The organism is Citrobacter sp. A316 (genome assembly GCF_002042945.1).
GTDB lineage: Bacteria > Pseudomonadota > Gammaproteobacteria > Enterobacterales > Enterobacteriaceae > Citrobacter > Citrobacter portucalensis.
On sequence record NZ_MVFZ01000021.1, the window covers coordinates 1 to 24,790 of the forward strand.

Consider the following 24,790-nt stretch of genomic DNA (forward strand, 5'->3'; position numbering starts at 1 on the left):
GCCCTTACGCCTGCCGGGAGTCATACTTTTGTGCATATCTGACATTTTGGTTCCCACCACTATTTGGTGGACACCACTTTGTCGAATTCATCAGATGATTACCAGACGGTGCTTGCTGTACGGTAACGGCTAATACAGTATTAAGCGTTTTTAATGAGGCATCAATAGCCCCTGTTTCTTTATGGAAAGCTGCAAGCAAGCTGTCACCATCGTATCCAAATTTTTTAAAACGTTGCGAATACTCTTCTATTTCATTTGCACGCTTAAACTGATCAGCAATGGACAAAAATGACAGTGGGCTAATTGCTAATGTCACTGCAGAAGCAATTAAACCGGCAGCTGCTGCTGAAGTTGATAAACCCTGTGCAGCACGCTGTGCGATAATATATTGAGAAATTCCTTTTCCTACATTACCCAATACTTTTGTTGTTAATTCAACCCCTGCAGCAACTTTGGTTCCACTATTTATATCCGTATTATTTAAAATAAAACTAGCAGAAATAGCTGATAAAATGCCAGAAACAGCATCTAACCCTAATCCAATGTTATCAAGATTAGGTAAGTTTTGTAATTTATTACCAACATTGTTTAGATGTTTTGTATTAGACAAAACACTTCCTAATTTATTTAGTTGTTCCGAAAATGAACTGATATTATTGTTCAAACTAGAAACTGTATCAACAAGTTGATTAATAAGATCAATACTAGCCTTGGCTAATTCATCAGAACTAACACTTCCATTGTTTTGCTGTCTTTTAATTAATTCATCTATTTTCATTGAAGAAGTGGCGGCATCTAAAAAATTTTTAAAGGTTGATAATACACCGCCAACTTTTCCTAAAGTATCTCCTATATTTTCAGCACTCCCTCCTGATTTATTTCCTGTCTTCTGATAATTTTGTATAAACTTGTCTAATTGCGGTGCAAATATAGCTACACCTCGCTCAGTAAGTCCAATTAACTTCTCTGCAGTACCGAACATCTCTCGAGTAATAGCAATGCCATTTCTTTCGTCATATTGAACTTCAATACCCAATTTATCAGCTGTTTTAACAAGATCATTAAGGCTTGAGCCTTGCCCGCTATAATCATTTGAAACAAAAGGATAAGTTTATTTCCAGCATGTTGTGTTTTTTCAGCAGCTTTTTTTAACGTATCTTTAGTGGATTTACCCGCAGATTGCAATTTATTTGCAGCTGTTTCTTTTGCAGACTTGAGTGGATTTTTAAGTTGTGTTGTGGTTAATGTAGGCATGCAATTATCCTTTAATCTATCAATGAAAAATTGAAGTCTGATTTGTTTTTTACTTCATTTATTAGTTCATGGTGATATTGCTTAAATATCTTTTTTGCTAATTGTTTATCAATTTTAGCTCCGTGAAACTCTGACACTTTGCCAACATGAGTTGTTGTATCTACTCTGATAGCCCTGAATAAATCATTAGGGTAGTTTTTTCGCATATATTTATACAAGGCGCCGTTATCCCCAAAAGGGGCAATCCAATCAATAAACCATTTGCGATCGCCGGAGTTCCAGTCATCCTTAATTAGAGAGGTTACATCATTAAGATATTTTATCTCATTGTTCAAATTTAGGTTTGCCCAACTACAAAAAGCCACAGGGAAATTGTTTTTTGTTAACAACACATACTGATTTAATTCAATAGCTGGTAATGCATTAATCGCTAATAAAGATACGGGCCAATTTCTATGCAAAGGAGAACTGGCCCATAACCATGACACTTTACCAAGAACCTGAAAATGATCCTGCATTCTCATACAATACCTGAATTAACTATTCTATACTCTAAGTGATTTCTTAAAAGACATTTATTTGTCCAGATAGATATTATTAAAAATATCCACATCATATGTTTCCATCTCACAGATAACTTTTCATCTTGTCGCAATAAATTCTATATTTACACTCCTTAGCAATAGCTTTATATTGCTCAGGCTACCGCCAACAAAGAAATCCTTGCTCACTGTTTTTATTAATATCAAATATCTCTTCAAAATTAACTTAAGATATAATACTATCGAGTTACCTACCTAGATTTGACTACTTCAGGTAATTTCCATTGCTACGCAGGTATGGATAATAGTATATTTCATTTCATCGAACAGTCTTAAAGCCAAAGTTTGATCACCCTTATAAAAAGTCTTCAGAACTTGATATCAGAAAAGGCATGCTCACGAATCTTTTTTAGTTCAAAATTTATCTGTGAACAAAATAGATGGTATTAACTTACCATAGCTTTATGGTATATCTATGCTTTTCCAGCGCACCTCACCTCAGTATTAGAATAAAATCAGCTTCATAAGGGAACGACGACCGACAGATAATCCGTTTATTAAAATATTTAATAGTTGCCTGAAACATGAATGCCTGAACGCATAGATTTCAGTCGCTGAAAGGTACGCACAACAAACTCGGCAAGTAGTGCAGGGAGTGTAATTATGAAAGAACGTATTTAATATTAAATAATATGGCTTCTGCTAAGTTAATCCGGAGCGAACTGATTTTGAGCAAAGATCAAAGCCTGCTATGATGATAACAGGCCAGAATCCAGTATAACTATTAACATCCCTTAGCTTTCACCATTATTTGTGCACCAAAGCATGCACCAGCAGCGCCATCCCTGATACCTAAAAAACCTTTCTTGCAATTTTCTTTAGCTATTTGTCTGTAGTGTTCACAAATCTCTTGTTTTGATGAAGAACTTGATTGATGTTGTGCATAACTATTAAAGGCAATAGTAGACGCAGCCAAAATAGTAATTTTAATATATTTATTCATATCTTCACTCCTCTCACTCTCTTGTTACTTATTTATTTTATAACAGCATTGTTTTTTCTCAGTCAATACAAAATTTGTGATCTGATTCTTGTTTTTATAAAAACATTTTATCGCAAAAATACATTAAAGTAGATTGCAATTTAATATTAACTAGTGAAAATATTTTTTGAGAATAGGGATGATTAGGGGAACACCTGGAAAACGGAAACCATGATCACTCCCATTTTTTGCAACACTGATTTTCGACGATATCATTGCCTTGCTTAAATTTATCTTTCCTCTAATATCGCACCGCGATGAGGCAGTGTTCGATAAAAATTTAATAATATCTCAACTGACCGATCGACCGCTTATATCATCGATAATCAGCATTCACAAACTATATAAATTCTGATTGTTTAAACTATTTATTACTTTTAGTCTTACGATATAGAAGGTTTGTTGTCGTTTTGTCAGTACCCAGGCTATTCTGGCTAACATGTTTGCCAGTGCACAGATCACAACAAAGTTACTTTTTCTACCTTTCTGGTGTTTGCGAATCACCTCGTATCCTGTGTGAGAAACAGGCTGGGGTGCATCTTAAGGCCCTTAGGGATATACTGGCGGAAAGGCTGCCCCGTGGAGTAGGATAAGTATGTATTACTTTATATAGACAAAAATGCTACGAGAGTTGTCACCGAAAGCCAATCAGGATCTGGAAGATATCAGGCTCTACAATTATCATCATTTCGGTGAAGAGCAGGATGAGAAAAATATCCGTCGCATATCTGAATTTTTTAGAATACTTTTCAATATCAATAATTTATATTCTATTCGGTATATCATTTATTTTCTGCAAACAGATACCGGATCTTATTGTGATCCATATATTAAACCAGCATCAGGATGCTGCTTGTCACCTCAACTGCTAGTAATATCCTCTCATATTGCTCTATGTGAAAACTGACAGGATTACAGGGGTTGTACCCAGGTCAGAATTCACGTAGCGCGCCTTCCCTCTTTCAGTTCTCCTCTCGGCCGGCGCCGCTCCTGTTTGTCCTGGCATTACCCCAATTCTCCCAAAAACCGTAAAACGGCCCTCAGCCCGCGTCATAACTGGCTTTAACGTGGATCCATGTTGAAAAAGGATCCTTTACGCATTTGGTTTTACCCGCAATAATGTGGGATAAGACAACAAAAGGATCCGCGCGCTGCGATTTATTGTCATGGCAGGATCGGCCGGTCAGGTGCAAAATACCTGTATCCATAAACAGTGCGTGCGCTACGTGAAAAATAACTGATGAACAACGTCATTCCCCTGCAGAATTCACCAGAACGCGTTTCGTTGTTGCCGATCGCCCCCGGTGTTGATTTTGCGACCGCCGTGGCATTACGACGCATGGCCACCTCCACCGGCGCCACCCCGGCCTACCTGCTGGCACCGGAAGTCAGTGCCCTCCTCTGGTATATGCCCGACCAGCGGCATCACATGCTGTTCGCCACCCTGTGGAACACCGGCATCCGTATCGGAGAAGCCAGAACGCTGACACCGGAGTCATTTGATCTCGACGGGCTGCGGCCGTTTGTGCGGGTGCTGTCTGAAAAAGTGCGTGCGCGACGCGGGCGCCCGCCGAAAGATGAGGTCCGTCTGGTACCACTGACCGATATAAGCTATGTCAGGCAGATGGCGAGCTGGATGGTCACTACCCGCCCCCGCCGGCGCGAACCTTTGTGGGCCGTCACCGATGAAACCATGCGTAACTGGCTGAAGCAGGCCGTGAAGCGGGCCGAAGCTGACGGGGTCCATTTTTCAATTCCGGTGACACCGCATACTTTCCGGCACAGCTATATCATGCACATGCTCTATCATCGCCAGCCCCGGAAGGTTATTCAGGCACTGGCCGGTCACAAGGATCCGCGCTCCATGGAGGTGTATACCCGGGTGTTCGCGCTGGATATGGCGGCCACACTGGCCGTGCCGTTCACCGGTGACGGGCATGATGCCGCGCAAATCCTCCGGACACTTCCCCCTCTGACGTGACAACGTCACTCACCACAGTTTATATAAGCTGTGGTGAGTAAATCTTCCCGAAGATAAGCTGTAGTGAGTGAAATAAACTGTAGCAGGCAACATAAGCTATAGTGAGCAGATGCCGGTTTATGGTGGGCACGACAGGCCCGCAGGACTCCGGAAGTAACAGGCATGTCATTCTGACTGAGATTGTGGATCAGGAAGGATATGCTTCCGGTATGGGTTTCTCTCATCACTACTTATATAAGCTGTAGTAAGTAAACAGAGATGGATTACTCACTACAGCTTATGTTCAGCGGGATTTGAAGAGTTTTTCCAGGTCATCAAGCGTGATGCCCAGCTTCTCGAGGAGTTTCAGTTTTTCAGCCATCTCCGGACTGACATCACCCGGTGTGGCAGGCAGCTGTGGGTTCTCCGAACTCTCATCATGCGGAGGCTTTAACTTGGGCCGGCGGTAGTGAATGCAGAAGAGTTTTGTGCGTCCCCGCTGGATTTCAGTGTAATCCAGATAGCCAATCTCCCGGAGTTGCTCCATGGCACGCCTCACCGTCTGGTTCTGTGAGAATACAGGGGATTTCAGGTTCAGACGGGCCCGCAGACGCGCCAGTGATATCGGCGCCGGATCCCGCGGCAGACTCTCTATAAAAGTATAAAGGGCCTGAGCGGACTCCCGGCGCTTCAGGGCGTTGATGGCCTTGAGCTGCAGCAGGACTTTGCGGTCAAACTGGTAGAGCTCAAACAGGCGTGGATCGGCCTGCAGCTGAACGATATCTTTTTCCGTATCATAGTAAGCCGACTGCACAAGATGCGTGATGTACTCTTTGGTATGTTTCTCCGTTGTGCGGGAAAACGAGATCACCGTACCCGCGATACGCTTAAGTGAAGGGCTGATACGTTCCCGGAGCTTGCGGGATGACTGACTTGAAGGGATGCCGCAAAGTTTGGCGAACTCGACAAACGGCAGCTCAACTTTATCGCCGATAACCTTATGCCGGGCAAAGGAATGAATCACCCCTACCCAGGTCTTGAAGTCATTATCCATATCCAGGCGGGGGCCGGTGATTTCGACCTTATCAAACCCTTCGGCCCTGGCGAGCGACAGGCGCGTCAGTTCTTCCGTCGCATCAGTACGCGAAAGTGTGTTCTTTTTGCTGTTTTTCAGTGATTTGAGCGTGGGAACAAACACTCCGAGCCGCATCAGTGCCACTGGCTGCACTGTATTGGCTGCATTTGGCGTAAGGGTAACCACTTCACCCGAGGATTTATCCACCTCTTCAAACAGCTTTTTAATGTCCAGATTGTCCTTGTCCAGAGCGCCTCCGATCGGTGGATAGTTTAAGAATAAAAGCAGCCACTGTTCTCATTTTATGGCCTGTAAGGTGCCAGAAAACTGGCTTCAGTTTATACACAACCCTGATTAGCTTTCAGGGGATATACTCACTGTAGTTTATATCAATCGCTCATTACAGCATATCAGTTGCATAATACAGCTTATTGTATACCAGTTACAGCTTATGATTAACATGCTACAGCTTATGTGATCATGCTCCAGGCCCAGTCCTGACGCGGCTTTCAGAGGTGTCAGGATCTTCTTTGGATCTTACAGGGATCGTTTTAAGGATCTTATTACTGGATCGAATGACTGTATATGTGGATAACCTGCTGACCGACAAGGTAATTCAGATGGTTCTTCAATGTTCACCTGCCGTAACTCCAGTGCGTACCTGCTTCCTTCAGCTTCTGTGTTATTGCGCTTCCTCGCCGGTTCGCGGGCTTACACCCGGTCACCGGACTGCGGCGAGCACTGATGTATTCATAGCAATATTTATATGCAGAAGTCTTCAAACCGCTAATTTGTTACAACGACACTAACCAACTATAGCGAACAAATTCCTACTGGCTCTTTAAGGATAAGGATGGTCTGTGTACTGTTGTGGATCTTCTTTCCGTCAAGCACCTGCAAGAAACGCTATAAAAAGATGCCCTGTATAGGCAAAGTAAAAAAAACGAGCAGGCATAAATCGCGAGCGGTTAGTGGAGCTTACACTGGCTGCCAGTGATATCACTATCAGGGGTAAGAATACTGTCGGGAGTGTGGCAAACAAAAGGATTTCAGCTGGCTGACCAAGTATATGTGAAATACCATTCAGACTGCAAAGTGACAGCAGGGATACGATAATACCGAGCCGGTACATCCAGTAACCCTGCCCGGAGTAAACTAATACTAGCCCTGTTGCCAGCATAATTCCGGCAAGGCCGTAACTTGCCGGTTGTAATGGCCACACCATTAAAGCAAGAAGCAGTACACCACTGATTATACCTTTTTCCCCATACCTGTACTTCAGGGCAAGCATCTGTGTAACGCCCGCGAAAACGAACAGAATGTTCAGCGCATACCACGGCTCGTGATGGCGGAAAGCCAGACTGAAGACTGGCTGAGTGATAAACGCCCACAGCCATAACCTGTTTGCTCTTTTCTGAAGACGTTCAGATGTGCGTTGTACATTCATCGCCCAGATGAGTGTGAATAGTGGGAAGGCCATCCGTCCGAACGCATAAAGGAGAGGATCGGGATTTGTCAGAAACAGAGTGTTGACGTGATCCACAAACATGGCCAGCAGAGCGACCAGCTTCACTACATCCAGAGTTACGGGATTCATTGCAACCGGAAACAGGGGCGCTGGATTTATCCTGTGATTCAACATAGGCAGGTTCACTTTGTAATTTTTCATGTTTACAGGTACTGTTAATCCAGTTTTGTACCCAGAGCCAGAAAGGCCGTCCAGTCTGTAATGTTGCTTTGACTTTGATTTTTTCCAGAATTTTACGAACGGCAAACTCTGATTTGTCCTGTAATATTCTCATGGCACCGTTCCTGTCCTTATTCTGTAGGCAGATATTTAATGTATGAAATTCATTCATCCTCTTCACTCCCTGAACTCACTACAATCAGCAGTAAGGGAATTATAATTTTCATGAATGTCATGTGAATTTTAATAAGCTCACATTATTAAAAATGTGTTTTCTAAAAATTATATTTAGAATTATTTATATATTAAGCATTGTTAATCACTAATAATAACTCATAGATATATGATCCTGAGTTTAATAATTTAATGTCAATTTATATATGTTGCACAGCTAACTGTTTTTACTTTGAGTATCTGCATGCTGAATACTGTATTTTTCACGCAATTCTTTAGCAACGGGTTTCCATTTTTTAGCCCACTCTTCATCAAGACGGCCCTCCGAGGCAATCTTGAGAGCAATGGCATAAGGGGTACGCCCCTGCCTGTCAGACAGCCAGAGTATGTGATTATCGATTTCAGAATCCGGTAGTTCATCAATGATCGAATGGATCAGTGCTAAATCGTCAGCCGTCCAGATCTTTCCTGTACGAGGGAAAACCAGATCGGGTTCGCGGGGTTTCTTTTCTGCTTTTTCGGCCTTAGCTATTTTTTTCGCTTCTCTGGCCTCCGTCATCTGCCGAATTCGTTCTTCAAGACCTCCCAGAGTGGCAACCGTTCTTACCATGTTTTCTTTTTGTTCACTGTTTAACAAGTTATCATCACAAATAAGGGCATTGAGTGTATCAATTAAATTATCCAGTCGGGTTTGTGTCAGCTTCACTGTCATTTTTAACTCACTTATTCACTGTCGAATTTATTAATTATTTATCAACTTTATGTTGACCCCTACGCCATAACCAGGGTTCAGTTTGTGACGGGGAAGACCATAGTCCAGCACGACTTTTTTTAGCCTCATTTTCTATTTTTTCATATTCTGAAATACTAATCTGTCCTTTGAATCTGTAGGCCCATGCCATACCCTTCTGCAACTGGACAGCATTGATATCAGTTTGCCCTGACCAGACAGTTCCCAGAAGTCTGCCATATCGATCATATTCCTCGCCAGTGATACTGACATATTTTTGTGACACCAACTCACTCAGGGATTGGCGTGAACGCTGTCCAAATGGTTGTTTTTTTTCGGGGGCATCGATACCAGCCAGTCTGACCCGGCTGCGTACTCCGCTGTCCTGCAGGACTTCAATGGTATCTCCATCCAGTACACGAACGACCCTCCCGGCAATATCTGCCTGGGCACTAAAAGTGACGAGTATCAGTATGATAAAAGTCATAAACTTGGTATTTCTTGTACTGCACAAACAATTCATAAATTTATGCTCTTAGCGTACGTTTTCGTTCCATTGAGCGTCAAACCCCGAGTATTGCATGGATGTGTCCACCCGAGCCTTTATTGCCAGAGGTTAATGCTAATGTACACATACATTAGCATTATTTAGTCATCATCAGCTTACTCCCGGTTTTGGTTATTTCGGTAGTCCTGCTTCACTCTGGCGATATTCTGCAGCACAGTCTGCCAGTGGTGTTGCGCCTGTTGCCGGAACTGTCATGACGGTGATAATCACGGACAGATTGATGCAAAAATGTCTGGGCGGAGTCAGCTCCGTGCGGAAAGGACAACCTGACGAAATATTATGCGGGAGAGTGTGATTACTCTGAGTGACAGTTTCATCCGTATATGAGGAAGTGCGCTCAGTCTGCGTCAGAGGCTTTACCGAACTTTACAAAATACGCAAAGTACAGACTCCTTACTATCGGGCCTCAAAGATTCTGAATCACGAGAGGCTTATTAAGATGTGTGAGTTATTACTGCGAATCATCCTGTTGTTTCTGGGACTGTCCACGCTGGACAAAATGCTGACGCTGATGTTTCTCCTGCTGGTACTGGTAGTATTAAAACGTTGAGGTTCACAAACACAGAGTACGGACGGGATTTCCCAATAAGAAGCAAACATGGCTGACTGGTTTGGCGCAGATAGTCAAATATCTTTCTGAAGTGTTTCAGGGGCAGTAATGGAAAATATGATGAAAACTATGCGTGAGTATTTCCCCACGCGAACAGTGGTGCTCGAACAGTCTCTGGATATGTTTGGTATCACCCGGGGTGAGGACGGGAAGCTCATATTTCCCCGTCATTCTGATAACCGTTTCCCAATCGGGCGTATCCGCAAGCGTCTGTCATCTTATGGCTGGCGCGGAGAGCGTCTGAATCAGGAAGTGGCGCGTATTGCCGCAGGCCCTGATATTCTTCCTGAAAGAAATGACTACAGCATAATTTTTCCTTACGGATGGGAACGAAACCAGCTAACCCCTGAGATGCGGAGAATGTTTCCCCGGAAGACTGGTCGCCGCGTGCTACTTATGCTGGATGAGTTCCATTATATTCATGATGCCCGGGAACGTCAGACGTTTGCACCAGAAAGTGATGAAGCACCCGAGGTATCATGAATTACCCTTCTCTTCCCGGACAGGCCTTCGCCCCGGAAAAAGTGCACCTGCCAGTGGCCATCGATTACCCGGCTGCGCTGGCTCTGCGTCAGATGGCGATCGTCCAGGACGAACTGCCGAAGTATCTGCTGGCGCCAGAAGTGAGCGACCTGCTCCATTACGTGCCGGATCTGCACCGCAAGATGCTGCTGGCCACGCTGTGGAATACCGGCGCACGGATCAATGAAGCGCTGGCCCTGACGCGTGCTGACTTTTCACTGGCATCGCCCTACCCGTTTGTACAACTGGCCACCCTGAAACAGCGGGCAGAAAAGGCGGCTAGAACGGCCGGAAGAACACCTGCCGGCAGCCAGGCGCATCGTCTGGTGCCGCTGTCGGATAAACAGTACGTTGGCTAACTGGAGATGATGGTGGCCACGCTGCGTATCCCGCTCGAGCATCGCAATAAACGTACCGGCAGAATGGAGAAAGCGCGTATCTGGGAAATTACCGACCGCACAGTGCGGACCTAGCTGAATGAAGCGGTAGATGCCGCGGCAGTCGATGGCGTGAAGTTTTCTGTACCGATGACGCCACATACTTTCCGGCATTCCTATGCTGTACAACGGAAGGTGCTGCAGAGCCTGATGGGACACAAGAGCATCAGCTCGACGGAGGTGTATACGAAAGTGTTCGCGCTCGATGTGGCCGCTCGCCACAGGGTTCAGTTCCAGATGCCGGAAGCAGATGCTGTGGCCATGCTGAAAGGAAACATTTAGATATTAAAGCGGGTGACGGTCACTTTGGAGTGGCCACTTAATGGTATTTCCGTACAGTCTGAGTGGTATCCTGCGGGTATACCCCAATGTGACAGGCTGACGCGCCCGTCGGGTTGCCTGCTCAGATGCAAGTTCTGAACAGACTCACGGTTTGCACTGTGGGTCAACAAAATGATTGTGGATGTAGTGCCCTCTTCTCCATTTAATCTTAGGTGCCTCCTGTGAGAGCAAAATCAAAATATTATGATTTATTTCTTGCAACATGATTCTTTTTGTTCAAAATGACAAAAAACGTCATGAGGTGATAAATGGAAAATATTGAGCAGTTACGGAAAGTCGCCACACGTGCAGGTAAACTTCTGACATCCTTGAGCGAAAGTATCCGCCAGCAAAAAGAGGAATTGAAGCTTACCGAGTTCTATCAGGAATACAGCAAAGCCGCCCTATATAAGCTGCCTAAGCTCAGCAAAGGGAGTGTTGAGTATGCTGTGGCCGAAATGGAAGCCAGTGGCTACATTTTTAAAAAGAAACCTTCCGGCAATACGATGAAGTACGCGATGACGATTCAGAACGTCATCGATCTGTATTTCCATCGTAAAGTACCCAAGTACAGAGATCGCTTCGATAAAGCCTTCACTATATTTGTATGTAACCTTAAAGGTGGCGGTTCCAAGACAGTTTCTACCGCTTCATTATCCCATGCTTTTCGGGCTCATCCTCAGCTTCTGTTCGAAGACCTGCGTATTCTGGCCATCGATTTCGATCCACAGGCATCTCTGACAATGTTCCTGAGCCATGAGAATTCAGTAGGCCTGGTTGAAAATACGGCTGCTCAGGCTATGCTCCAGAACGTGTCTCGTGAAGAATTACTGTCCGATTTCATCGTGCCGTCAATTATCCCGGGCGTTGATGTTATTCCCGCCTCCATTGACGATGCATTCCTTGCTGAAGGCTGGAAGGGATTGTGTGAGGAACATCTGCCAGGGCAAAATATTCATGCAGTGCTTAAAGAGAACATTATCGACAAGCTCCGGTATGACTACGACTTTATCTTTCTTGATAGTGGTCCTCACCTCGATGCGTTCCTGAAAAACTGCATCGGAGCGGCAGACCTGATGTTGACCCCTCTTCCACCGGCAACGGTTGATTTTCATTCTTCCCTGAAGTTTGTAGCCAGCCTTCCTGCGCTTATTGATTCGATCGAACAGGATGGACACACCTGTAATCTCATCGGAAATGTCGGTTTTATGTCCAAAATCCTGAACAAGCCTGATCACAAAATTTGCCATAGTCAGGCCAAAGAGGTATTCGGTGCCGATATGCTCGACATGGTTCTGCCGAGGCTGGATGGCTTCGAGCGCTGCGGGGAGACTTTTGACACAGTTATTTCAGCAAATCCAGCAACTTATGATGGAAGCACCGAGGCGCTTAAAAGCGCAAAATCAGCAGCGGAAGACTTTGCGAAGGCCGTATTTGATCGCATTGAGTTCATTCGTACTAACGGAGGTATGTGATGTCGAATGAGAAAAGAAAAACCATTGGCAGACAGTTAAATATCCAGGCGTCAATGGTCGAGATGACTGACACCCAAAGAAGTCAGGTATTTACCCTAAAAACCGGCAGGAAGATAACGTTCAAGTTTGTTCGGATACCTGCATCGGACGTTGAAAGTAAGACATTCGTAAACCAGGAAACCAACGGAAGAGATCAACTTGCTCTGACCAGGGAGTCCCTGAAATCTATTATCCAGACGATTAAGTTTCAGCAGTTCTTCCCTTGTATTGGTATTCAGCAAGGTGAAAGGATTGAGATACTGGATGGTTCAAGACGGCGAGCCTCAGCGATTTATATCCGTACAGGCCTTGATGTAATGGTTACCGATGAACTTTTATCAGCTGATGAAGCTCGCCAGCTGGCTAAAGATATCCAGACAGCTAAAGAGCATAACCTTCGGGAGATCGGCTTAAGATTGATGGCTCTGAAAGAGTCTGGATTCAATCAAAAGGAAATTGCTGAACTGGAGGGGTTATCCCAGGCTAAGGTCACCAGGGCACTGCAGGCGGCAGCAGTACCGCAAGAATTGATTTCTCTGTTCCCGGTTCAGTCTGAGTTGTCGTTTAGTGACTATAAAATTTTGTTAGAGGTTAATGAAAAACTCAGTGAAAAGGGCTTAACGTCTGAAGGGCTCATTCAGTCTGTCTCAGATCAGCTTGATGTAATTTTGAGTGACTACGAGCGACCAGAAGACGAACAGAAAGCCAGTATACTGAAATTGATTTCTCAGGCCTCTCAGGCATTGATAGCTCCGCCTCCTAAGGAAAAGTCAGTAATTTCCGCACTCTGGACCTTTGAAGAAAAGGACAAGTTCGCGCGCAAGCGTGTGAAAGGGCGTACGCTGACATATGAGTTTAGCCGTATGTCAAAAGTGGTTCAGGATGAACTGGACAAAGCTATCAACGAGGTCCTTGATAGAAATTTGAGTCAATAATTTCGCCACGGCGATTTCACATATAACTTATTGTAATTAAGTTATTTATGTTGAGAATTTCAAGGTGAAATCGCCACGATTTCAAGTCAATTTCGCTGCAGGAGTATCTGTCCAACGTGTCATATAAGCTGGCGAAAGTAGTTCTCTTTTCATCTGTCACTCGGGGACAATCCCCCGACCAGCGAACCATACTTTCCCCTTGCCCGAATGGTTAATACCAACCAGGACTTGCTCCGTTCTCGCGGCTGTACTGTGTGAAAGGGCGTACGCTGACTTATGAGTTTAGCCGTATGTCAAAAGTAGTTCAGGATGAACTGGACAAAGCTATCAACGAGGTTCTTGATAGAAATTTGAGTCAATAATTTCGCCACGGCGATTTCACATCTAACTTATTGTAATTAAGATATTTATGTTGAGAATTTCAAGGTGAAATCGCCACAATTTCAAGTCAATTTCGCTGCAGGAATATCTGCCCAGCGTGTCGTATAAGCTGGCGAAAGTAGTTCCCTTTTCATCTGCCTCTCGGGGGCTATCCCCCGACCGGCGAACCATACTTTCTCAAGTCCTGAATGGTTAATACCATCCAGGACTTTCATCAGCTGCTCGCTCCGTTCCCGTGGCTGTTCTTCATCAAACAAATTCAGCTGCGATAGCCCGGTTGGTGTGAAATCTTCAGCATGCAGCCTACCTTTGCATAGCAGTGGCCATTCACCCAGATCCTGTCCAGGGCTCTGACGGCAGCGGCAATAATGTCCCGTGTATCCTGCGTGGGGATGAGCAGCTTTTCACTGGACAGATTACCGTCCTGTCCTGCAAGTAAAATTTTACTGTTTCCAGTCAGGTAACTGTTCTGCCTGGAAAAACAGATGTCAGGTTATCCACAGAATCGGTTAATAACCCTGTGGAGGACCGGCGCAGAACTGTTGGTATGTCATCTGCTCCCTCTCTGGTGTTTTCCCTTCCCACAAATCCTCTGGTCAACCCGGCCATTTCTGCCCGCCAGTAGCTGACTGCCACCCGCTGCCAGTGTGCCGTGTCCGGACGGACACGGGACGGGCGTCTTTATCGCTCAGGCCCCGCGTCGTTGTGATTTTACGCCATGCCCTCGCCAGTTTAAGGTGCGCCCTTCAAACCGCTTTCGCGGCATATCCTGGCCGTCGAAACAACTGACGGCTGCGGTATTCCACGGTCGGCTTGACCCGTTACCGGATGCGACGAACAGGCAGCGTGCGGCAGGAAACGGTATCGCGGTGATGCCTTCTGCCCACCCTGACTGTGTAAGGAGCTTCCCATGCCGAACTGGTGTGCCAACCGACTGATGTTCAACGGTATTCAAAACAGTGATGTCCTCAAAACGTGGATTGCTGGAGGCGGGCTGTCCCTGCATCGTCGCGCCAGAAAAGAAGGTATCCAGCTTTTCCTGGCAGGCCGCGCGGGGATACTGCGCCCCCTGACAGAGCAGCATTACGCGCCATACCCGCAGCTGGTTTCTTGCGGGGCAGCCGCAGACAACCGGCCTTCAGCGCAGGCATACAGCGACTGGCTGGCGATGTTTATGGCCGGAGCTGTGCTGGATGTGGAAACCTGCCAGACGCTGCATCAGTGCTGGCTGGACAGCCATAATGCCTGTGCCCGCTGGGACACCCTCAGTGAACCGGAACAGTCGGTCATCCGTCAGTTGTACCAGCAAAAGTCTTTCGATTGGGGAGACAGTTTCCGGCCTGCGCCGGTGGATGAATGGTGGGACAGCCTGTGCGACGCCGGTTCTGCCGTACCTGCTGCTGATCCAATGGATTTCCGCGACGTGCTGCCGACGCGTCTGGATATTGAGGTGAACGCCTTCAACGGTGACCTGCTGACGGGTGTCCCGTCGTCATGTGACCACTATCTGAACCAGTACGGTTGCAAGTGGCCGGTCGGTTATGAGGCAAATATCTGTTTCGCCGGAGAGAACACGCTGACGGTGGATTTTGATACCCCCTGGAGTCCGGTCGGCGAAGACGTTGTGGCTGAACTCAGTCAGCGGTATGGCGGGGAGGTGGAGCACTGGTTTGCGGAGCAGGGCTGCAATTACTGCGGCTATGCCCGGTATGTCTGCGGCGAAACAGACGTGTACATCACGGACGAGCTGGAGTGGGGCGAGGCTGACCCGGACGATGAGGACAGTTTCCCGGACGTAACCGGCCCGGAGTGGATTATCAACAACGTGGCGCATTTGGGAGGCTGACCGGAGGCGGGCGGGAAACCGCCCGGAATAACATGGGGTTAAATATGAATACGTGGCTTGTTGGATTAAGTGTCGACGTCAGTGGCATTGAAATGATGGTGTATTACCTGGTTTCCGCGAGTGACCTGGCGCATGCCGAAGCGGGCGTCATGGAAATGGGGCGCACCTGGTGGCCAGCGCTGCAACGCGAGGATGACCGGCATCGGTGGGAATATGCCGCAGGCGTGGTCTGGTTCAACAGCATCATTCTGCTCGATGACGTGGAGAATAGTATCCTGCGTGGCCTGAAGTTCCTCGATGCGTGGGCAGTGACTGGTGCGCCGGATGCGCCGGTACTGCGCGATGAGTGGGATAATGACTGGCGGGATATCACCCGCTGACGGAATTCCGGGCAGGGCGACGGCCCGGTACTTCAGGCAGGAAAAGGATGTCGCACTGCTCCGCATCCATGCCGCGCAATGCGCGGGGATATCCACTGCCCGGAGCCAGTGTGCCGCGCCCGGACGGACACGGGACGGGCGGCTTTTCCGCTCCTGTCCGGCGTCGCTGTGATTTTACGCCATCCACTCGCATTTTAAGGAGCGCCCTTCAAGCCGCTTTCGCGGCATAAGCTCGCCGACGATGGGGACTGTCGGCTCGTTATTCCACGGTCAGCTTGACCCGTTACCGGTCGCGGCGTACAGGCTCCGGGCAGCAGGGAACGGACGTCGTACCGACGTCCTCCTGGGTGCCCCCTGTAACCACGAGGTGTCCCTATGTCCCGTTTTATCCTGGGTGACTGTGTGCGTGTTATGGCCTCCTTTCCGGATCGCGCCGTTGATTTCATTCTCACCGATCCCCCGTATCTGGTCGGGTTCCGTGACCGTTCCGGCCGCAGTATTGCCGGTGACAAAACCGACGAATGGCTGCAACCCGCCTGCAATGAGATGTATCGCGTGCTGAAAAAAGACGCGCTGATGGTCAGTTTCTACGGCTGGAACCGCGTCGATCGTTTCATGGCCGCGTGGAAAAGTGCCGGATTCAGCGTGGTCGGGCATCTTGTTTTCACCAAAACCTACTCGTCGAAATCGGCCTATGTCGGCTACCGCCATGAATGTGCCTATATCCTGGCGAAAGGCCGTCCGGCGCTGCCGCTGGACCCGTTACCGGACGTCCAGGGCTGGAAATACAGCGGCAACCGCCACCACCCGACCGAAAAACCTGTTACCAGCCTGCAACCGTTGATCGAGAGCTTCACACACCCGAACGCCATTGTTCTCGATCCGTTTGCCGGTTCCGGCTCCACCTGTGTCGCCGCCGTCCAGGCAGGGCGCCGTTATATCGGCATTGAGCTGATGGAGCAGTACCACAAAGCCGGGATTACCCGCCTGTCAGCCGTGCAGCGCGCCATGCAGCGCCCGGCCGCCAACGACGTCTTTTATCCGGAGGCCGCGTGATGAACTATGCCGGACACGAAAAACTCCGTGCAGACGTGGCGGAGCTGGCCAACAGCATGAGTGACCTGCGGGACGCGCTGAACGACATGCAGCACCGCTATCGCTTTGATTCTGATGTGCTGACCGAACGCCTGACCCGACAGACGCTTTTCCGCATCAATGCCCTGTTTATGGCGGCGTACAACGAAATTCTTGAGCTGGATTCCTGCTTTCAGGACTGAGGAGAAAAACATGTACGGAACCCGTGAAACCCTCTGCCGGTTGCTGAGTGAGCAGTATCCCGCAGAAACCCCGCTGAACCTGATTGTCTGGTCCCCGGCGGATATCGAAGCGCTGGCCGACGGGATGGAGTATGCCGTTTCTGAACAGGACACAAGGGAGGTGCTGGCGCGTCTGGACGCCATACCGGAAGAACAACGGCTTGAGTCGGGTGTGTCTGCCAGTGCGGTGATGGACCTGATTGATCAGGTGAAACAGGCCCTTCCGGCGGTGATGGTGCCGGCTGACCTGCTTGAAACCCTGCTGACGACCGCCGAACAGGCGTTGTGGCACAGGGAATGGACCGCCCGGGATGACAACCACCCGGTCCCGGACAGCGTAGCCCGCCGCCTGGCTGATACGGCGAAAGTGCGCGCCTTACTGAAAAACTGAAACCCCACGCCGCCCCGGCGGCGTGGACTGAATCTGCTCAGAGGAACATAAGATCATGATGTACGGCACCCGTAAGGAACTGAATAAAAAGCTGAAACGTATGTTTGGTAACGATGAACACTTTGCCCTTCTGGTCTGGACGAAGCAGGACGTGATGGCCCAGGTGGAAAACATGACGGAAAGCGAGGCCGCCGCGATTTTGCAGGAAATCGGCAGCGTGACCGGGCATACCGAAGAGGGCGTTTCATTTCGCACGGTCCAGGAGATGTATGCCGGATTACGGGCCGACATCGCGACCGTCATCGTTCCTGCTGATCTGCTGGCCCGCCTGACTGACGTCGCGGGGCTGGCGCTGGACGCAGAGGACGCCCGGGCCTGGCCGCTTGTTTGCCAGCATTACCCGTCCGTGGCTGATGCCCAGGCCGATATCACGTGGCTCAGGCAGCTCCTGGCCGCCTGATGTGACCGACCGCCCCGCCCGTTCTGACGGGGCGACATTTCCCGTACAGCATAAGAGAATAACCATGAATAACGATACCCTGAACGCCCTCATTCTGCGCCACGGTGACAATCTGCTGCGCCGGTCCGGCTGGCCCGACTCAGTTGGTATGACGCCCGTCGCGCCCGAAACCGTACCCGGCTGGCTGTTCGCCAGTGGTGTGCTCGATGCAGACGAGATCCTGGCGCTGACAACCCGGTTGTGCCAGGCCCTGAATGACGGACGGGCGAAACTGCTGACCGCCAGCGCGCAACGGCTGGCAGGTACGCCCGCCCGGCTGCATCTGTACCCGGCTCAGTCTTATCCCCGGCCCGAAGCCCTGACTGATTTTACCTGTATCAGTCTGCCGTATGCCCGGGAATGGCTGACAAAAGCCGAATGCGGGGACCTGCTGACCTTCCTGAAAGATTTCATTGACCGGATCTGTGACATTGTTCGTCAGGACGCGAAGCGCATCGCGGCGGCTCTGGTGCCGTCTGCCGCGCCGCGGCTGATGGAAAAACGTTTCGGAGTCTGGCGACTGGTTGCGGACGAATACGAGCACGACAACTGGCTGGACAGTGAGGACGGGGAACGGCTGGATCAGGTACTGGACGGCATACTGGTCCGGGGGGCGCGGTTTTGTCCGGTCCTGCTCACCCTGGTGAATGAGTCCCGGGAGGAAATCGAAGCGGCCGGAGTGATGACCGATCTCCTGCGTTTCCCGGGGGAACCGGTCCGCCGCTGGTTTGACCGCCGCGTGTTGCGGGATGTGCTGAACGAGGTCCGCAACACAGATCCCATCGGGGATTAAGTCAGGGAGGGAAGGGGGAAACCCCTTCTTTTATCCGCCGGTGACTCAGAAGCTGAAAAGGATGTCGCCGGCTCCGCTTTTATGGCGGCCCCGTCCCGGCGTGACGTGGCCTGGTGGTTTTCCACTCTGTCAGTCCGGAGCCGTGTGCGGGCTGTGCCGTGCATCCAGACCAGTCGTGGATACAAGGGTTCGCTGGCGCCGCAGCGGTCACCCGGTCCTTCCTTCACGTCAGCCGTTATCTTCCGGTCGTTCGACCGCTCAGGTTTCACGGTCTCACCCTTCAGCTCCCGTCTGCCGTGCGCGTCAGGCTGCGGCTTCCCTTGCGCCCTTGTATCCACGACTGGTCTGGATGCACGGCACCGCCCGGTGTCGCGGTATATGTGATTACGGAGGTTTACCATGCAGTTAGCTACACGTCAGCACACCCTTAACGTCGAAGAATCCGACCGTCTTTCTTTCCTGCCGTACATGTTCGGCAACGATTTTATGCTGGCTGAATTACAGGTGTATGCCCTGGCAAAACAGTGGATGCCCGAATACAACGGTGGTTTCTGGCATTTCATCCGTCTGCCGGACGGCGGCGGCTACATGATGCCCGACTGCGGTCGGGTACACATGATCAACGGTGAAAACTGGTTTGATCGTACCGTCAGCGCCGACGCCGCCGGAATTATTCTGACCTCACTTGCCATTAACCGCCGTTGCTGGACGCATCACGACTGCGGCAACGCTGCACTCACTCACCTGTATATGCTGCGTGATACCCAGCTCTGGAATCACATCGTTTTTCACCCTGAATGCAACGCCATTTATGCCGCACTCGACTGATTAACCAACGGGGCGGCGATGCCGCCCCTTTTAAAAAGGAATAAAAAATGTACGCACCCGTGAAAGAAATCATGACCGATCTCCTGAAATATAACCTGTCATCCGATGAAGCATTGCTGGTTCTCTGTATTACCCGTGAGGATATCCGCATGTTGACCAGTGAGTGGAATTTGTCCGAGGACGATATTACGTGTGTCATGCAGCGACTGGATGCGACGTATGATCAGGGGGCCGATGTGAGCATGGTCCGTGGCGTCACTGAAGAACTGATGGACGAGCGCCGCGCAATACGTGATGTCAGCGTTCCGACCAGTGCATTGCAAAAAATAATGTTACTGGCAGGCAGTGAACTAAATCGGTTGTATGCCGTGGCAGAAGAAGGGGGGGTGGTAATGCAGAGGCATTTGTGGCTGAAGAAATGGACGCCATGCGCCAGTTACAGACCGCGATCGACGCATAAGAAGGAGTAACCCGTGAATATTAAACCGGAAACCCGCGAAATTCTTCGCCAGTACAAAGCACTGATTAATGCCCGCCGCCGTGATGCCGACTAGCGCGAACTGACAACCGCGCAGGTCGTGGATGAAATCTGCGAATACATGACCTGTCAGTGTGCCGTGCACATCGGCGGTCACTTCATCTTACAGGGAGGAAAGGGCAGGTAAGCATGATGGCAGGCGGTTATGCCGCCTGTCAGCCCGCGCGAAAAACCATGCAGGCTGCCGCCTGCGGGAGGAAGGACCTGCGCCGCGCTTCGCGCCGCTCAACGTCCTTTTCCCCCCTGACTCAGATGGCATACCCTGACTGCGGGTTTACATTTCCGTCGGAGTATATTGATGTCTGTATTTAATCTCGCGGCAACATCGAAAGAAGATCAGGATAAAGTGGCCATTGACCTGGTCGCTTCAGGTGTGGCGTATAAAGAAAGGCTGGCTATGCCGGTGGTCGCTGAACTCGTGGCCAGAGATGTTTCTGAACATCTCAGAGCATATTTTTGGGGGCGGCTGCACTATTACCGCCAGCTCAGTGAGCAGCTCCCGGATAAAAATGCCCCGGAATATGCCAGAAAAGAGGATGAGGTTAAAAAATAGCGCCATTCCTGATGCATTCTGCCTGTCGCCGGCCGGATTTTACGCATGCCAGGTGATAGTATTTTCTGGCCAGTGTGTGTGGTTTTTTTCCTGCCGGTGATAATACGCTGCCTGTTCCTGTTCCTGCTGCTGCTGCTTCCCTGTGTTTTTGAAATATAAAATGTCAGGGTGCTGGCCCCCTTCGGCTCCTGACCAGCTGGCGCTGTCCAGTCGTCGAGCCCCACTCCGCCAGGGTAGCTGCTGCGCACCTGCCAGTCTCCGCCGAACCCCTGCGGGTTTCGGGCCATACGGCTAGGGTCTGATGGCGAAGGTCAAAGGCAGGCTTGCTGCGACCGTTCCGGTCACGCCGCCCCTGGCGCGCCGTAGCCTGCGCTTTTCGCACCCCGGCGGTAAGGCTGCCGGGCTGTAAGGCGCAACGCCGTTTCGCGTGCCGCGCCCCGACGTTGCGGCGGGCCCCTGCTCTCATCCACTTCTGGTGCCTTTTCACCGTTTAAGCCCCTCTCGCCTGGGCTGAGACAAGCACAAACGCTGTCAGCCGTCCAGGGTAAATGGCACGCGGTAAACCGCGCCCAGGACAGCTGCCATCGCCCGTGCTCGTTTACGCCCCTGCGGCGAAGGTTCTCAAACGGGTGAAGTTAAATACCAGAGGGAACAGCGCAGCAGGTTCCCGCAAACGTCAACACCGCGGCTCCCGAAACTCAACGGGTGATGTTCTTTAAAAACCAGGAGGAAGAAAAATGCAGGCTCAGGCGATGCGTGTTTATCAAATTGCGTTCAGTGGACGCGATGCACAGGGCGTTTTACCGATGTTTACCCGCGTAAAAGCTATGACCAGTAAAAAGGCGGTGAGAGCGTTTGTTGAACGTTATAAACCCGTCAGCGGCTGGTTTTTAGGCGACCCCGAAGATATTACGGACAAAGTATAGAAGGAGGCAGAAGGAACGGGCAGCAACCCGCAGACATGAAAAAAGCAGGGGGTAAACCCTGCTTTATCCACGTCGTAAAAGTCGCACTAACGGCTTTTACGGCTTCATTAACTACCATAAAGAGTTAACTTTATATGACCGTTTCTATTGTTTCACCTTCCGCCGGAGCTGTAAAGCCCCACAAACATAAGCGCATCAGTCGCGCCGAGCTATCTGCATCAGAGATTAAACCCGAATTGAAAGCGTTCGGGCGACACATCGCCAGGCGTATTTGCAAGGGGCGCGGGGTGCATATTCCCGCGATGACTAATGATTCGTTCGGCCAGGTGCTTCGCACCCTGAAACTGAAACGCGGACTGTAACTAATCAGGTGAGCCGCCCCGAGAGGGGCGGCAACCACAGGAAGGAGAAACCCACATGACACAGACCACCGCCCTGGCACTGACTGCCAGTATCACCCCGCCGCCAGTTTCTGAAGACATCCCCGCGCAGTCGTACCGGGCGACATACTCCCCGGATGACAACAAGTTGCGCCTGTATGCCGCAGAGCGCCTTGATGATGAATCCTATCAGAAAATCCATCTCGTGGGTTTTCGCTGGGCACCGAAACAGGCGCTGTTTGTCGCGCCAGCCTGGACGCCAGCCCGTGAGGACGTGCTTCTGTCCCTTGCCGGAGATATTGAAGACGATGACAACACCCTGTTTGACCGTCAGGAGCAACGCGCCGACCGTTTCAGCGGCTACAGCGAAAAACGCGCCGGGGAGTCAGAGCAGACGCTCGCACAGGTGGACGCGATGGCGTCGGTTATCCCGTTCGGACAGCCTATCCTGGTTGGGCATCACAGCGAACGCCGCGCGCGACGGGATGCGCAGCGTATTGAAAACGGTATGAAACGCGCCGTGATGCTCTTTGAACGTGCGGAATACTGGGAGGATCGGGCGCATGCATCCCTGCGTCTGGCGAAATACAAAGAACGCCCGGATGTGCGTTACCGCCGTATCAGAACGATCGAGGCGGACAAGCGCAAGGCGGAGCGGAACATTGCACAGGCGCAGAAATATCTGACGATGTGGCGGGCGCAGACGCTGGATCTGAAAATGGCGCGGCTTGTCAGTAATTACGATCACATTTACACCTGTTTCACGCTGGAAAAATACCCGCGCCCGCCGGAGAAAAGCCAGTACGAAGGCCAGATGTCCCTGCATTCGGCGCTTGAGAATGAGATTATTACTTTTGAACAGGCCCGCGACATTGCCGCCCCATATCATGAACGCACGATCCGCCATCAGCAGCGCTGGCTGAATCACTACCAGAACCGCCTGGCCTATGAACGCGCCATGCTGGACGAAAGCGGCGGCGTGGTCACCCGTACCCAGGAGTTTGAGCCGGGCGGGCAGGTTCAGAGCCGGGGCGAGTGGCTGACCATCATCCGCATCAATAAAAGCGGCGGGGCGGTCAGTTCGGTTGTCACCCCTTATTACAGCTTTATGCGCTGCAACGGGACCATGACACTGACCCCCGACCGTATCACGGACTATAAAGCCTCGTCTGCGGAAGAAGCCCGCGCCGCAAAACAGGCCGCGAAACGCCCGCCGATCGTTAACTATCCGGGGGAGGGTTTCCGCGAAATGACAAAAGCTGAATGGTCGAAAACCCCGGCTGATTATAAGTCGGTCCGGGGTGTCGCTGAAAATGATGAGCATGGCGCGTACCGCTTCCGCCGCATCATGACCAGCGGTTACACGCTCGATAATGTGTACATCACCGACATGAAAACCGTGGAAATCCCGCAAAAATAACCGACAGACTCCCCGGCATTACGCCGGGGAGGTAAGGGCCATTTATATGCATAGTGAACTCAGGGATCGCATTCAGGCGATGCGGGTCAGACTTGACGGGCGCACACCCGTGGCCGAAATCCGGGCCAGCTCGCAGCTTTTCGTCACTCCCGATCCGGTCTGTCGTCAGATGGCTGACCTGGCAGAACTTAACGATTCTGACCGGATACTTGAGCCGGAGGCCGGAACGGGGGCCATTTTACGGGCCATACGGGAGGCGGTCCCGCAGGCACGGTGTGACGCCGTGGAGCTTAACGCCGCGTTAGCCGCTCATCTGCGGGCGGCATTTCCGGGCGTTAACGTCCGGTGCGGGGATTTTCTGGATTACCAGCCGGGAAGCACCTACAGCAAAATCCTGATGAATCCGCCGTTTCAGCATGCGCAGGATATCCGCCACATACAGCACGCCTTAACGCTGCTCGAATCAGGCGGAATACTGACGGCGGTCTGCCTCAACGGGCCACGGCAACAAAAGATCCTGAAACCCCTGTCTGATGTCTGGGAGCCGCTGCCGCGTGGCACATTCACGTATACCGATGTTTCAACCGTCCTGCTCAGAATTCAGACCTGACGGGCACAGTGAGGCGGGCGGGGGAGGATGCCCCCGTCTGGCCGCGCCGGAAAAGGCCGCGCGCCTGCGGCGCTGAAAGGCATTGCGCTGACGCGCAACGCCCTTCATTTCGCGTCATAGCCGTTCTGATGAATGGCTTTGCAACTGGCTGTATTTCTGTCTTCTTCTGCCCCTTGCTCCTGTAGCTATTACATCTCCCGATGGGAATCAGCAACTGATCCGATTTTTTCAAAAACTAAATACCCAGGGCGCTGGCCCCCTTCGGCTCCTGACCAGCTGACGCTGTCCAGTCGTCGAGCCCCACTCCGCCAGGGCAGCTGCTGCGCACCTGCCTGTCTTCGCCGAACCCCTGCGGGTTTCGGGCCATACGGCTAGGGTCTGATGGCGAAGGTCAAAGGCAGGCTTGCTGCGACCGTTCCGGTCACGCCGCCCCCTGGCGCGCCGTAGCCTGCGCTTTTCGCACCCCGGCGGTAAGGCTGCCGGGCTGTAAGGCGCAACGCCGTTTCGCGTGCCGCGCCCCGACGTTGCGGCGGGCCCCTGCTCTCATCCACTTCTGGT

25 protein-coding genes and 9 pseudogenes are annotated in these 24,790 nt (G+C 50.5%); 22 read left to right on the forward strand and 12 right to left on the reverse strand.

Annotated features, from left to right (window positions below):
• Positions 1 to 127 precede the first annotated feature (127 nt).
• From BZK41_RS21595 to BZK41_RS27595, 4 genes and pseudogenes are all read right to left on the reverse strand, one after another.
• Positions 128 to 1,254 (reverse strand): annotated as a pseudogene (locus tag BZK41_RS21595) (RTX toxin hemolysin A); the annotation flags it as partial.
• A gap of 11 nt (positions 1,255 to 1,265) precedes the next feature.
• Positions 1,266 to 1,778, reverse strand: a complete 513-nt coding sequence (locus BZK41_RS21600) for a toxin-activating lysine-acyltransferase (protein ID WP_079939522.1) — start codon at positions 1,776 to 1,778, stop codon at positions 1,266 to 1,268.
• An 802-nt stretch (positions 1,779 to 2,580) separates the two neighbouring features.
• On the reverse strand, positions 2,581 to 2,799 hold the full coding sequence (locus BZK41_RS21605) for a Heat-stable enterotoxin II (protein ID WP_079939523.1): 219 nt from the start codon (positions 2,797 to 2,799) through the stop codon (positions 2,581 to 2,583).
• A gap of 372 nt (positions 2,800 to 3,171) precedes the next feature.
• A pseudogene (locus tag BZK41_RS27595) lies at positions 3,172 to 3,318 on the reverse strand (hypothetical protein); the annotation flags it as partial.
• Positions 3,319 to 3,775: 457 nt separating this feature from the next.
• Between BZK41_RS27595 and BZK41_RS27600 the strand changes: the two are divergent.
• Together BZK41_RS27600 and BZK41_RS21615 are read left to right on the forward strand one after the other, a co-directional pair.
• Positions 3,776 to 3,904 carry a hypothetical protein gene (locus BZK41_RS27600; RefSeq protein ID WP_253193784.1) on the forward strand — a complete coding sequence of 43 codons (129 nt, stop codon included), beginning with the start codon at positions 3,776 to 3,778 and terminating at the stop codon, positions 3,902 to 3,904.
• A gap of 174 nt (positions 3,905 to 4,078) precedes the next feature.
• A complete protein-coding gene (locus tag BZK41_RS21615) occupies positions 4,079 to 4,819 on the forward strand; it encodes a site-specific integrase (RefSeq protein WP_079939524.1) in 741 nt (246 codons plus the stop codon).
• A 283-nt stretch (positions 4,820 to 5,102) separates the two neighbouring features.
• On the opposite strand, the gene BZK41_RS21620 is transcribed toward BZK41_RS21615, so the two are convergent.
• The 4 genes from BZK41_RS21620 to BZK41_RS21635 form a co-directional block, all read right to left on the reverse strand.
• Positions 5,103 to 6,092 carry a RepB family plasmid replication initiator protein gene (locus tag BZK41_RS21620; RefSeq protein WP_139762643.1) on the reverse strand — a complete coding sequence of 330 codons (990 nt, stop codon included), beginning with the start codon at positions 6,090 to 6,092 and terminating at the stop codon, positions 5,103 to 5,105.
• 667 nt (positions 6,093 to 6,759) lie between these two features.
• Positions 6,760 to 7,515: a TraX family protein gene (locus BZK41_RS21625; protein WP_139762652.1), complete on the reverse strand. Its 756-nt coding sequence runs from the start codon at positions 7,513 to 7,515 to the stop codon at positions 6,760 to 6,762.
• A 436-nt stretch (positions 7,516 to 7,951) separates the two neighbouring features.
• A complete protein-coding gene (locus tag BZK41_RS21630; RefSeq protein ID WP_079939526.1) occupies positions 7,952 to 8,446 on the reverse strand; it encodes a hypothetical protein in 495 nt (164 codons plus the stop codon).
• 34 nt (positions 8,447 to 8,480) lie between these two features.
• On the reverse strand, positions 8,481 to 8,951 hold the full coding sequence (locus BZK41_RS21635) for a thermonuclease family protein (RefSeq protein ID WP_079939527.1): 471 nt from the start codon (positions 8,949 to 8,951) through the stop codon (positions 8,481 to 8,483).
• Positions 8,952 to 9,690: 739 nt separating this feature from the next.
• Between BZK41_RS21635 and BZK41_RS21640 the strand changes: the two genes are divergently transcribed.
• The 4 genes and pseudogenes from BZK41_RS21640 to BZK41_RS21655 all read left to right on the forward strand — a co-directional run bounded on the left by BZK41_RS21640 (position 9,691) and on the right by BZK41_RS21655 (position 13,371).
• The gene (locus BZK41_RS21640; RefSeq protein ID WP_079939528.1) at positions 9,691 to 10,125 is read left to right on the forward strand and encodes a hypothetical protein; all 435 of its coding nucleotides are present in this window, start codon (positions 9,691 to 9,693) and stop codon (positions 10,123 to 10,125) included.
• Positions 10,122 to 10,883, forward strand: a pseudogene (locus BZK41_RS21645) (tyrosine-type recombinase/integrase). The gene BZK41_RS21640 and the pseudogene BZK41_RS21645 overlap by 4 nt, the downstream one beginning before the upstream one ends.
• Before the next feature lie 308 nt (positions 10,884 to 11,191).
• Entirely contained in the window at positions 11,192 to 12,397 is a 1,206-nt protein-coding gene (locus BZK41_RS21650) for an AAA family ATPase (protein ID WP_079939529.1), read from the forward strand.
• Positions 12,397 to 13,371 (forward strand): ParB family protein, encoded by a 975-nt coding sequence (locus BZK41_RS21655; RefSeq protein WP_079939530.1) that lies wholly within the window; start codon positions 12,397 to 12,399, stop codon positions 13,369 to 13,371. Before BZK41_RS21650 ends, BZK41_RS21655 begins: the two co-directional genes overlap by 1 nt.
• Before the next feature lie 81 nt (positions 13,372 to 13,452).
• On the opposite strand, the pseudogene BZK41_RS21660 reads toward BZK41_RS21655, so the two are convergent.
• Positions 13,453 to 13,622, reverse strand: a pseudogene (locus tag BZK41_RS21660) (DUF4113 domain-containing protein); the annotation flags it as partial.
• A gap of 3 nt (positions 13,623 to 13,625) precedes the next feature.
• Here BZK41_RS21660 and BZK41_RS21665 point away from each other — a divergent pair.
• Positions 13,626 to 13,733, forward strand: a pseudogene (locus BZK41_RS21665) (ParB family protein); the annotation flags it as partial.
• A gap of 81 nt (positions 13,734 to 13,814) precedes the next feature.
• On the opposite strand, the pseudogene BZK41_RS21670 reads toward BZK41_RS21665, so the two are convergent.
• Positions 13,815 to 14,173: pseudogene (locus BZK41_RS21670) on the reverse strand (DUF4113 domain-containing protein); the annotation flags it as partial.
• 489 nt (positions 14,174 to 14,662) lie between these two features.
• Here BZK41_RS21670 and BZK41_RS21675 point away from each other — a divergent pair.
• From BZK41_RS21675 to BZK41_RS21740, 11 genes and pseudogenes are all read left to right on the forward strand, one after another.
• Complete coding sequence (locus BZK41_RS21675; RefSeq protein WP_079939532.1) at positions 14,663 to 15,598, forward strand: DUF1281 domain-containing protein; 936 nt, start codon at positions 14,663 to 14,665, stop codon at positions 15,596 to 15,598.
• A 32-nt stretch (positions 15,599 to 15,630) separates the two neighbouring features.
• Positions 15,631 to 15,978: a hypothetical protein gene (locus BZK41_RS21680; RefSeq protein ID WP_079939533.1), complete on the forward strand. Its 348-nt coding sequence runs from the start codon at positions 15,631 to 15,633 to the stop codon at positions 15,976 to 15,978.
• A 375-nt stretch (positions 15,979 to 16,353) separates the two neighbouring features.
• Positions 16,354 to 17,034 carry a DNA methylase gene (locus BZK41_RS21690; RefSeq protein WP_079939535.1) on the forward strand — a complete coding sequence of 227 codons (681 nt, stop codon included), beginning with the start codon at positions 16,354 to 16,356 and terminating at the stop codon, positions 17,032 to 17,034.
• Positions 17,034 to 17,255 carry a hypothetical protein gene (locus BZK41_RS21695; RefSeq protein WP_079939536.1) on the forward strand — a complete coding sequence of 74 codons (222 nt, stop codon included), beginning with the start codon at positions 17,034 to 17,036 and terminating at the stop codon, positions 17,253 to 17,255. The genes BZK41_RS21690 and BZK41_RS21695 overlap by 1 nt, the downstream gene beginning before the upstream one ends.
• A gap of 10 nt (positions 17,256 to 17,265) precedes the next feature.
• Positions 17,266 to 17,685, forward strand: a complete 420-nt coding sequence (locus tag BZK41_RS21700; protein ID WP_079939537.1) for a DUF1380 family protein — start codon at positions 17,266 to 17,268, stop codon at positions 17,683 to 17,685.
• Positions 17,686 to 17,740: 55 nt separating this feature from the next.
• Entirely contained in the window at positions 17,741 to 18,145 is a 405-nt protein-coding gene (locus BZK41_RS21705) for a DUF1380 family protein (protein WP_079939538.1), read from the forward strand.
• Positions 18,146 to 18,209: 64 nt separating this feature from the next.
• A complete protein-coding gene (locus tag BZK41_RS21710; protein WP_079939539.1) occupies positions 18,210 to 18,977 on the forward strand; it encodes a hypothetical protein in 768 nt (255 codons plus the stop codon).
• Between the two features lie 399 nt (positions 18,978 to 19,376).
• Positions 19,377 to 19,805: an antirestriction protein gene (locus BZK41_RS21720; RefSeq protein ID WP_079939540.1), complete on the forward strand. Its 429-nt coding sequence runs from the start codon at positions 19,377 to 19,379 to the stop codon at positions 19,803 to 19,805.
• A 47-nt stretch (positions 19,806 to 19,852) separates the two neighbouring features.
• Complete coding sequence (locus BZK41_RS21725; protein ID WP_253193780.1) at positions 19,853 to 20,275, forward strand: hypothetical protein; 423 nt, start codon at positions 19,853 to 19,855, stop codon at positions 20,273 to 20,275.
• 3 nt (positions 20,276 to 20,278) lie between these two features.
• Positions 20,279 to 20,470 (forward strand): annotated as a pseudogene (locus BZK41_RS21730) (hypothetical protein).
• Between the two features lie 171 nt (positions 20,471 to 20,641).
• Positions 20,642 to 20,996: pseudogene (locus BZK41_RS21740) on the forward strand (DNA polymerase III subunit theta).
• 221 nt (positions 20,997 to 21,217) lie between these two features.
• On the opposite strand, the pseudogene BZK41_RS27605 reads toward BZK41_RS21740, so the two are convergent.
• Positions 21,218 to 21,366: pseudogene (locus BZK41_RS27605) on the reverse strand (hypothetical protein); the annotation flags it as partial.
• Between the two features lie 267 nt (positions 21,367 to 21,633).
• Between BZK41_RS27605 and BZK41_RS21755 the strand changes: the two are divergent.
• From BZK41_RS21755 to BZK41_RS21770, 4 genes are all read left to right on the forward strand, one after another.
• Complete coding sequence (locus tag BZK41_RS21755; RefSeq protein WP_079939543.1) at positions 21,634 to 21,822, forward strand: hypothetical protein; 189 nt, start codon at positions 21,634 to 21,636, stop codon at positions 21,820 to 21,822.
• Between the two features lie 134 nt (positions 21,823 to 21,956).
• A complete protein-coding gene (locus BZK41_RS21760; protein WP_079939544.1) occupies positions 21,957 to 22,184 on the forward strand; it encodes a hypothetical protein in 228 nt (75 codons plus the stop codon).
• A 55-nt stretch (positions 22,185 to 22,239) separates the two neighbouring features.
• Entirely contained in the window at positions 22,240 to 23,622 is a 1,383-nt protein-coding gene (locus BZK41_RS21765) for a DUF3560 domain-containing protein (RefSeq protein WP_079939545.1), read from the forward strand.
• Positions 23,623 to 23,668: 46 nt separating this feature from the next.
• Entirely contained in the window at positions 23,669 to 24,232 is a 564-nt protein-coding gene (locus BZK41_RS21770; protein ID WP_079939546.1) for a class I SAM-dependent methyltransferase, read from the forward strand.
• Between the two features lie 371 nt (positions 24,233 to 24,603).
• On the opposite strand, the gene BZK41_RS27310 is transcribed toward BZK41_RS21770, so the two are convergent.
• The gene (locus tag BZK41_RS27310) at positions 24,604 to 24,783 is read right to left on the reverse strand and encodes a hypothetical protein (protein WP_172313270.1); all 180 of its coding nucleotides are present in this window, start codon (positions 24,781 to 24,783) and stop codon (positions 24,604 to 24,606) included.
• Between the last annotated feature and the right edge of the window lie 7 nt (positions 24,784 to 24,790).

Excerpts from the sequence above, each read along its gene's own strand:
- BZK41_RS21600 (WP_079939522.1), bottom strand. The coding sequence starts at position 1,778 with ATGAGAATGCAGGATCATTTTCAGGTTCTTGGTAAAGTGTCATGGTTA.
- BZK41_RS21605 (WP_079939523.1), bottom strand. The coding sequence starts at position 2,799 with ATGAATAAATATATTAAAATTACTATTTTGGCTGCGTCTACTATTGCC.
- BZK41_RS21615 (WP_079939524.1), top strand. The coding sequence starts at position 4,079 with ATGAACAACGTCATTCCCCTGCAGAATTCACCAGAACGCGTTTCGTTG.
- BZK41_RS21625 (WP_139762652.1), bottom strand. The coding sequence starts at position 7,515 with ATGTTGAATCACAGGATAAATCCAGCGCCCCTGTTTCCGGTTGCAATG.
- BZK41_RS21630 (WP_079939526.1), bottom strand. The coding sequence starts at position 8,446 with ATGACAGTGAAGCTGACACAAACCCGACTGGATAATTTAATTGATACA.
- BZK41_RS21635 (WP_079939527.1), bottom strand. The coding sequence starts at position 8,951 with ATGACTTTTATCATACTGATACTCGTCACTTTTAGTGCCCAGGCAGAT.
- BZK41_RS21640 (WP_079939528.1), top strand. The coding sequence starts at position 9,691 with ATGGAAAATATGATGAAAACTATGCGTGAGTATTTCCCCACGCGAACA.
- BZK41_RS21650 (WP_079939529.1), top strand. The coding sequence starts at position 11,192 with ATGGAAAATATTGAGCAGTTACGGAAAGTCGCCACACGTGCAGGTAAA.
- BZK41_RS21655 (WP_079939530.1), top strand. The coding sequence starts at position 12,397 with ATGTCGAATGAGAAAAGAAAAACCATTGGCAGACAGTTAAATATCCAG.
- BZK41_RS21675 (WP_079939532.1), top strand. The coding sequence starts at position 14,663 with ATGCCGAACTGGTGTGCCAACCGACTGATGTTCAACGGTATTCAAAAC.
- BZK41_RS21680 (WP_079939533.1), top strand. The coding sequence starts at position 15,631 with ATGGGGTTAAATATGAATACGTGGCTTGTTGGATTAAGTGTCGACGTC.
- BZK41_RS21690 (WP_079939535.1), top strand. The coding sequence starts at position 16,354 with ATGTCCCGTTTTATCCTGGGTGACTGTGTGCGTGTTATGGCCTCCTTT.
- BZK41_RS21695 (WP_079939536.1), top strand. The coding sequence starts at position 17,034 with ATGAACTATGCCGGACACGAAAAACTCCGTGCAGACGTGGCGGAGCTG.
- BZK41_RS21700 (WP_079939537.1), top strand. The coding sequence starts at position 17,266 with ATGTACGGAACCCGTGAAACCCTCTGCCGGTTGCTGAGTGAGCAGTAT.
- BZK41_RS21705 (WP_079939538.1), top strand. The coding sequence starts at position 17,741 with ATGATGTACGGCACCCGTAAGGAACTGAATAAAAAGCTGAAACGTATG.
- BZK41_RS21710 (WP_079939539.1), top strand. The coding sequence starts at position 18,210 with ATGAATAACGATACCCTGAACGCCCTCATTCTGCGCCACGGTGACAAT.
- BZK41_RS21720 (WP_079939540.1), top strand. The coding sequence starts at position 19,377 with ATGCAGTTAGCTACACGTCAGCACACCCTTAACGTCGAAGAATCCGAC.
- BZK41_RS21725 (WP_253193780.1), top strand. The coding sequence starts at position 19,853 with ATGTACGCACCCGTGAAAGAAATCATGACCGATCTCCTGAAATATAAC.
- BZK41_RS21755 (WP_079939543.1), top strand. The coding sequence starts at position 21,634 with ATGCAGGCTCAGGCGATGCGTGTTTATCAAATTGCGTTCAGTGGACGC.
- BZK41_RS21760 (WP_079939544.1), top strand. The coding sequence starts at position 21,957 with ATGACCGTTTCTATTGTTTCACCTTCCGCCGGAGCTGTAAAGCCCCAC.
- BZK41_RS21765 (WP_079939545.1), top strand. The coding sequence starts at position 22,240 with ATGACACAGACCACCGCCCTGGCACTGACTGCCAGTATCACCCCGCCG.
- BZK41_RS21770 (WP_079939546.1), top strand. The coding sequence starts at position 23,669 with ATGCATAGTGAACTCAGGGATCGCATTCAGGCGATGCGGGTCAGACTT.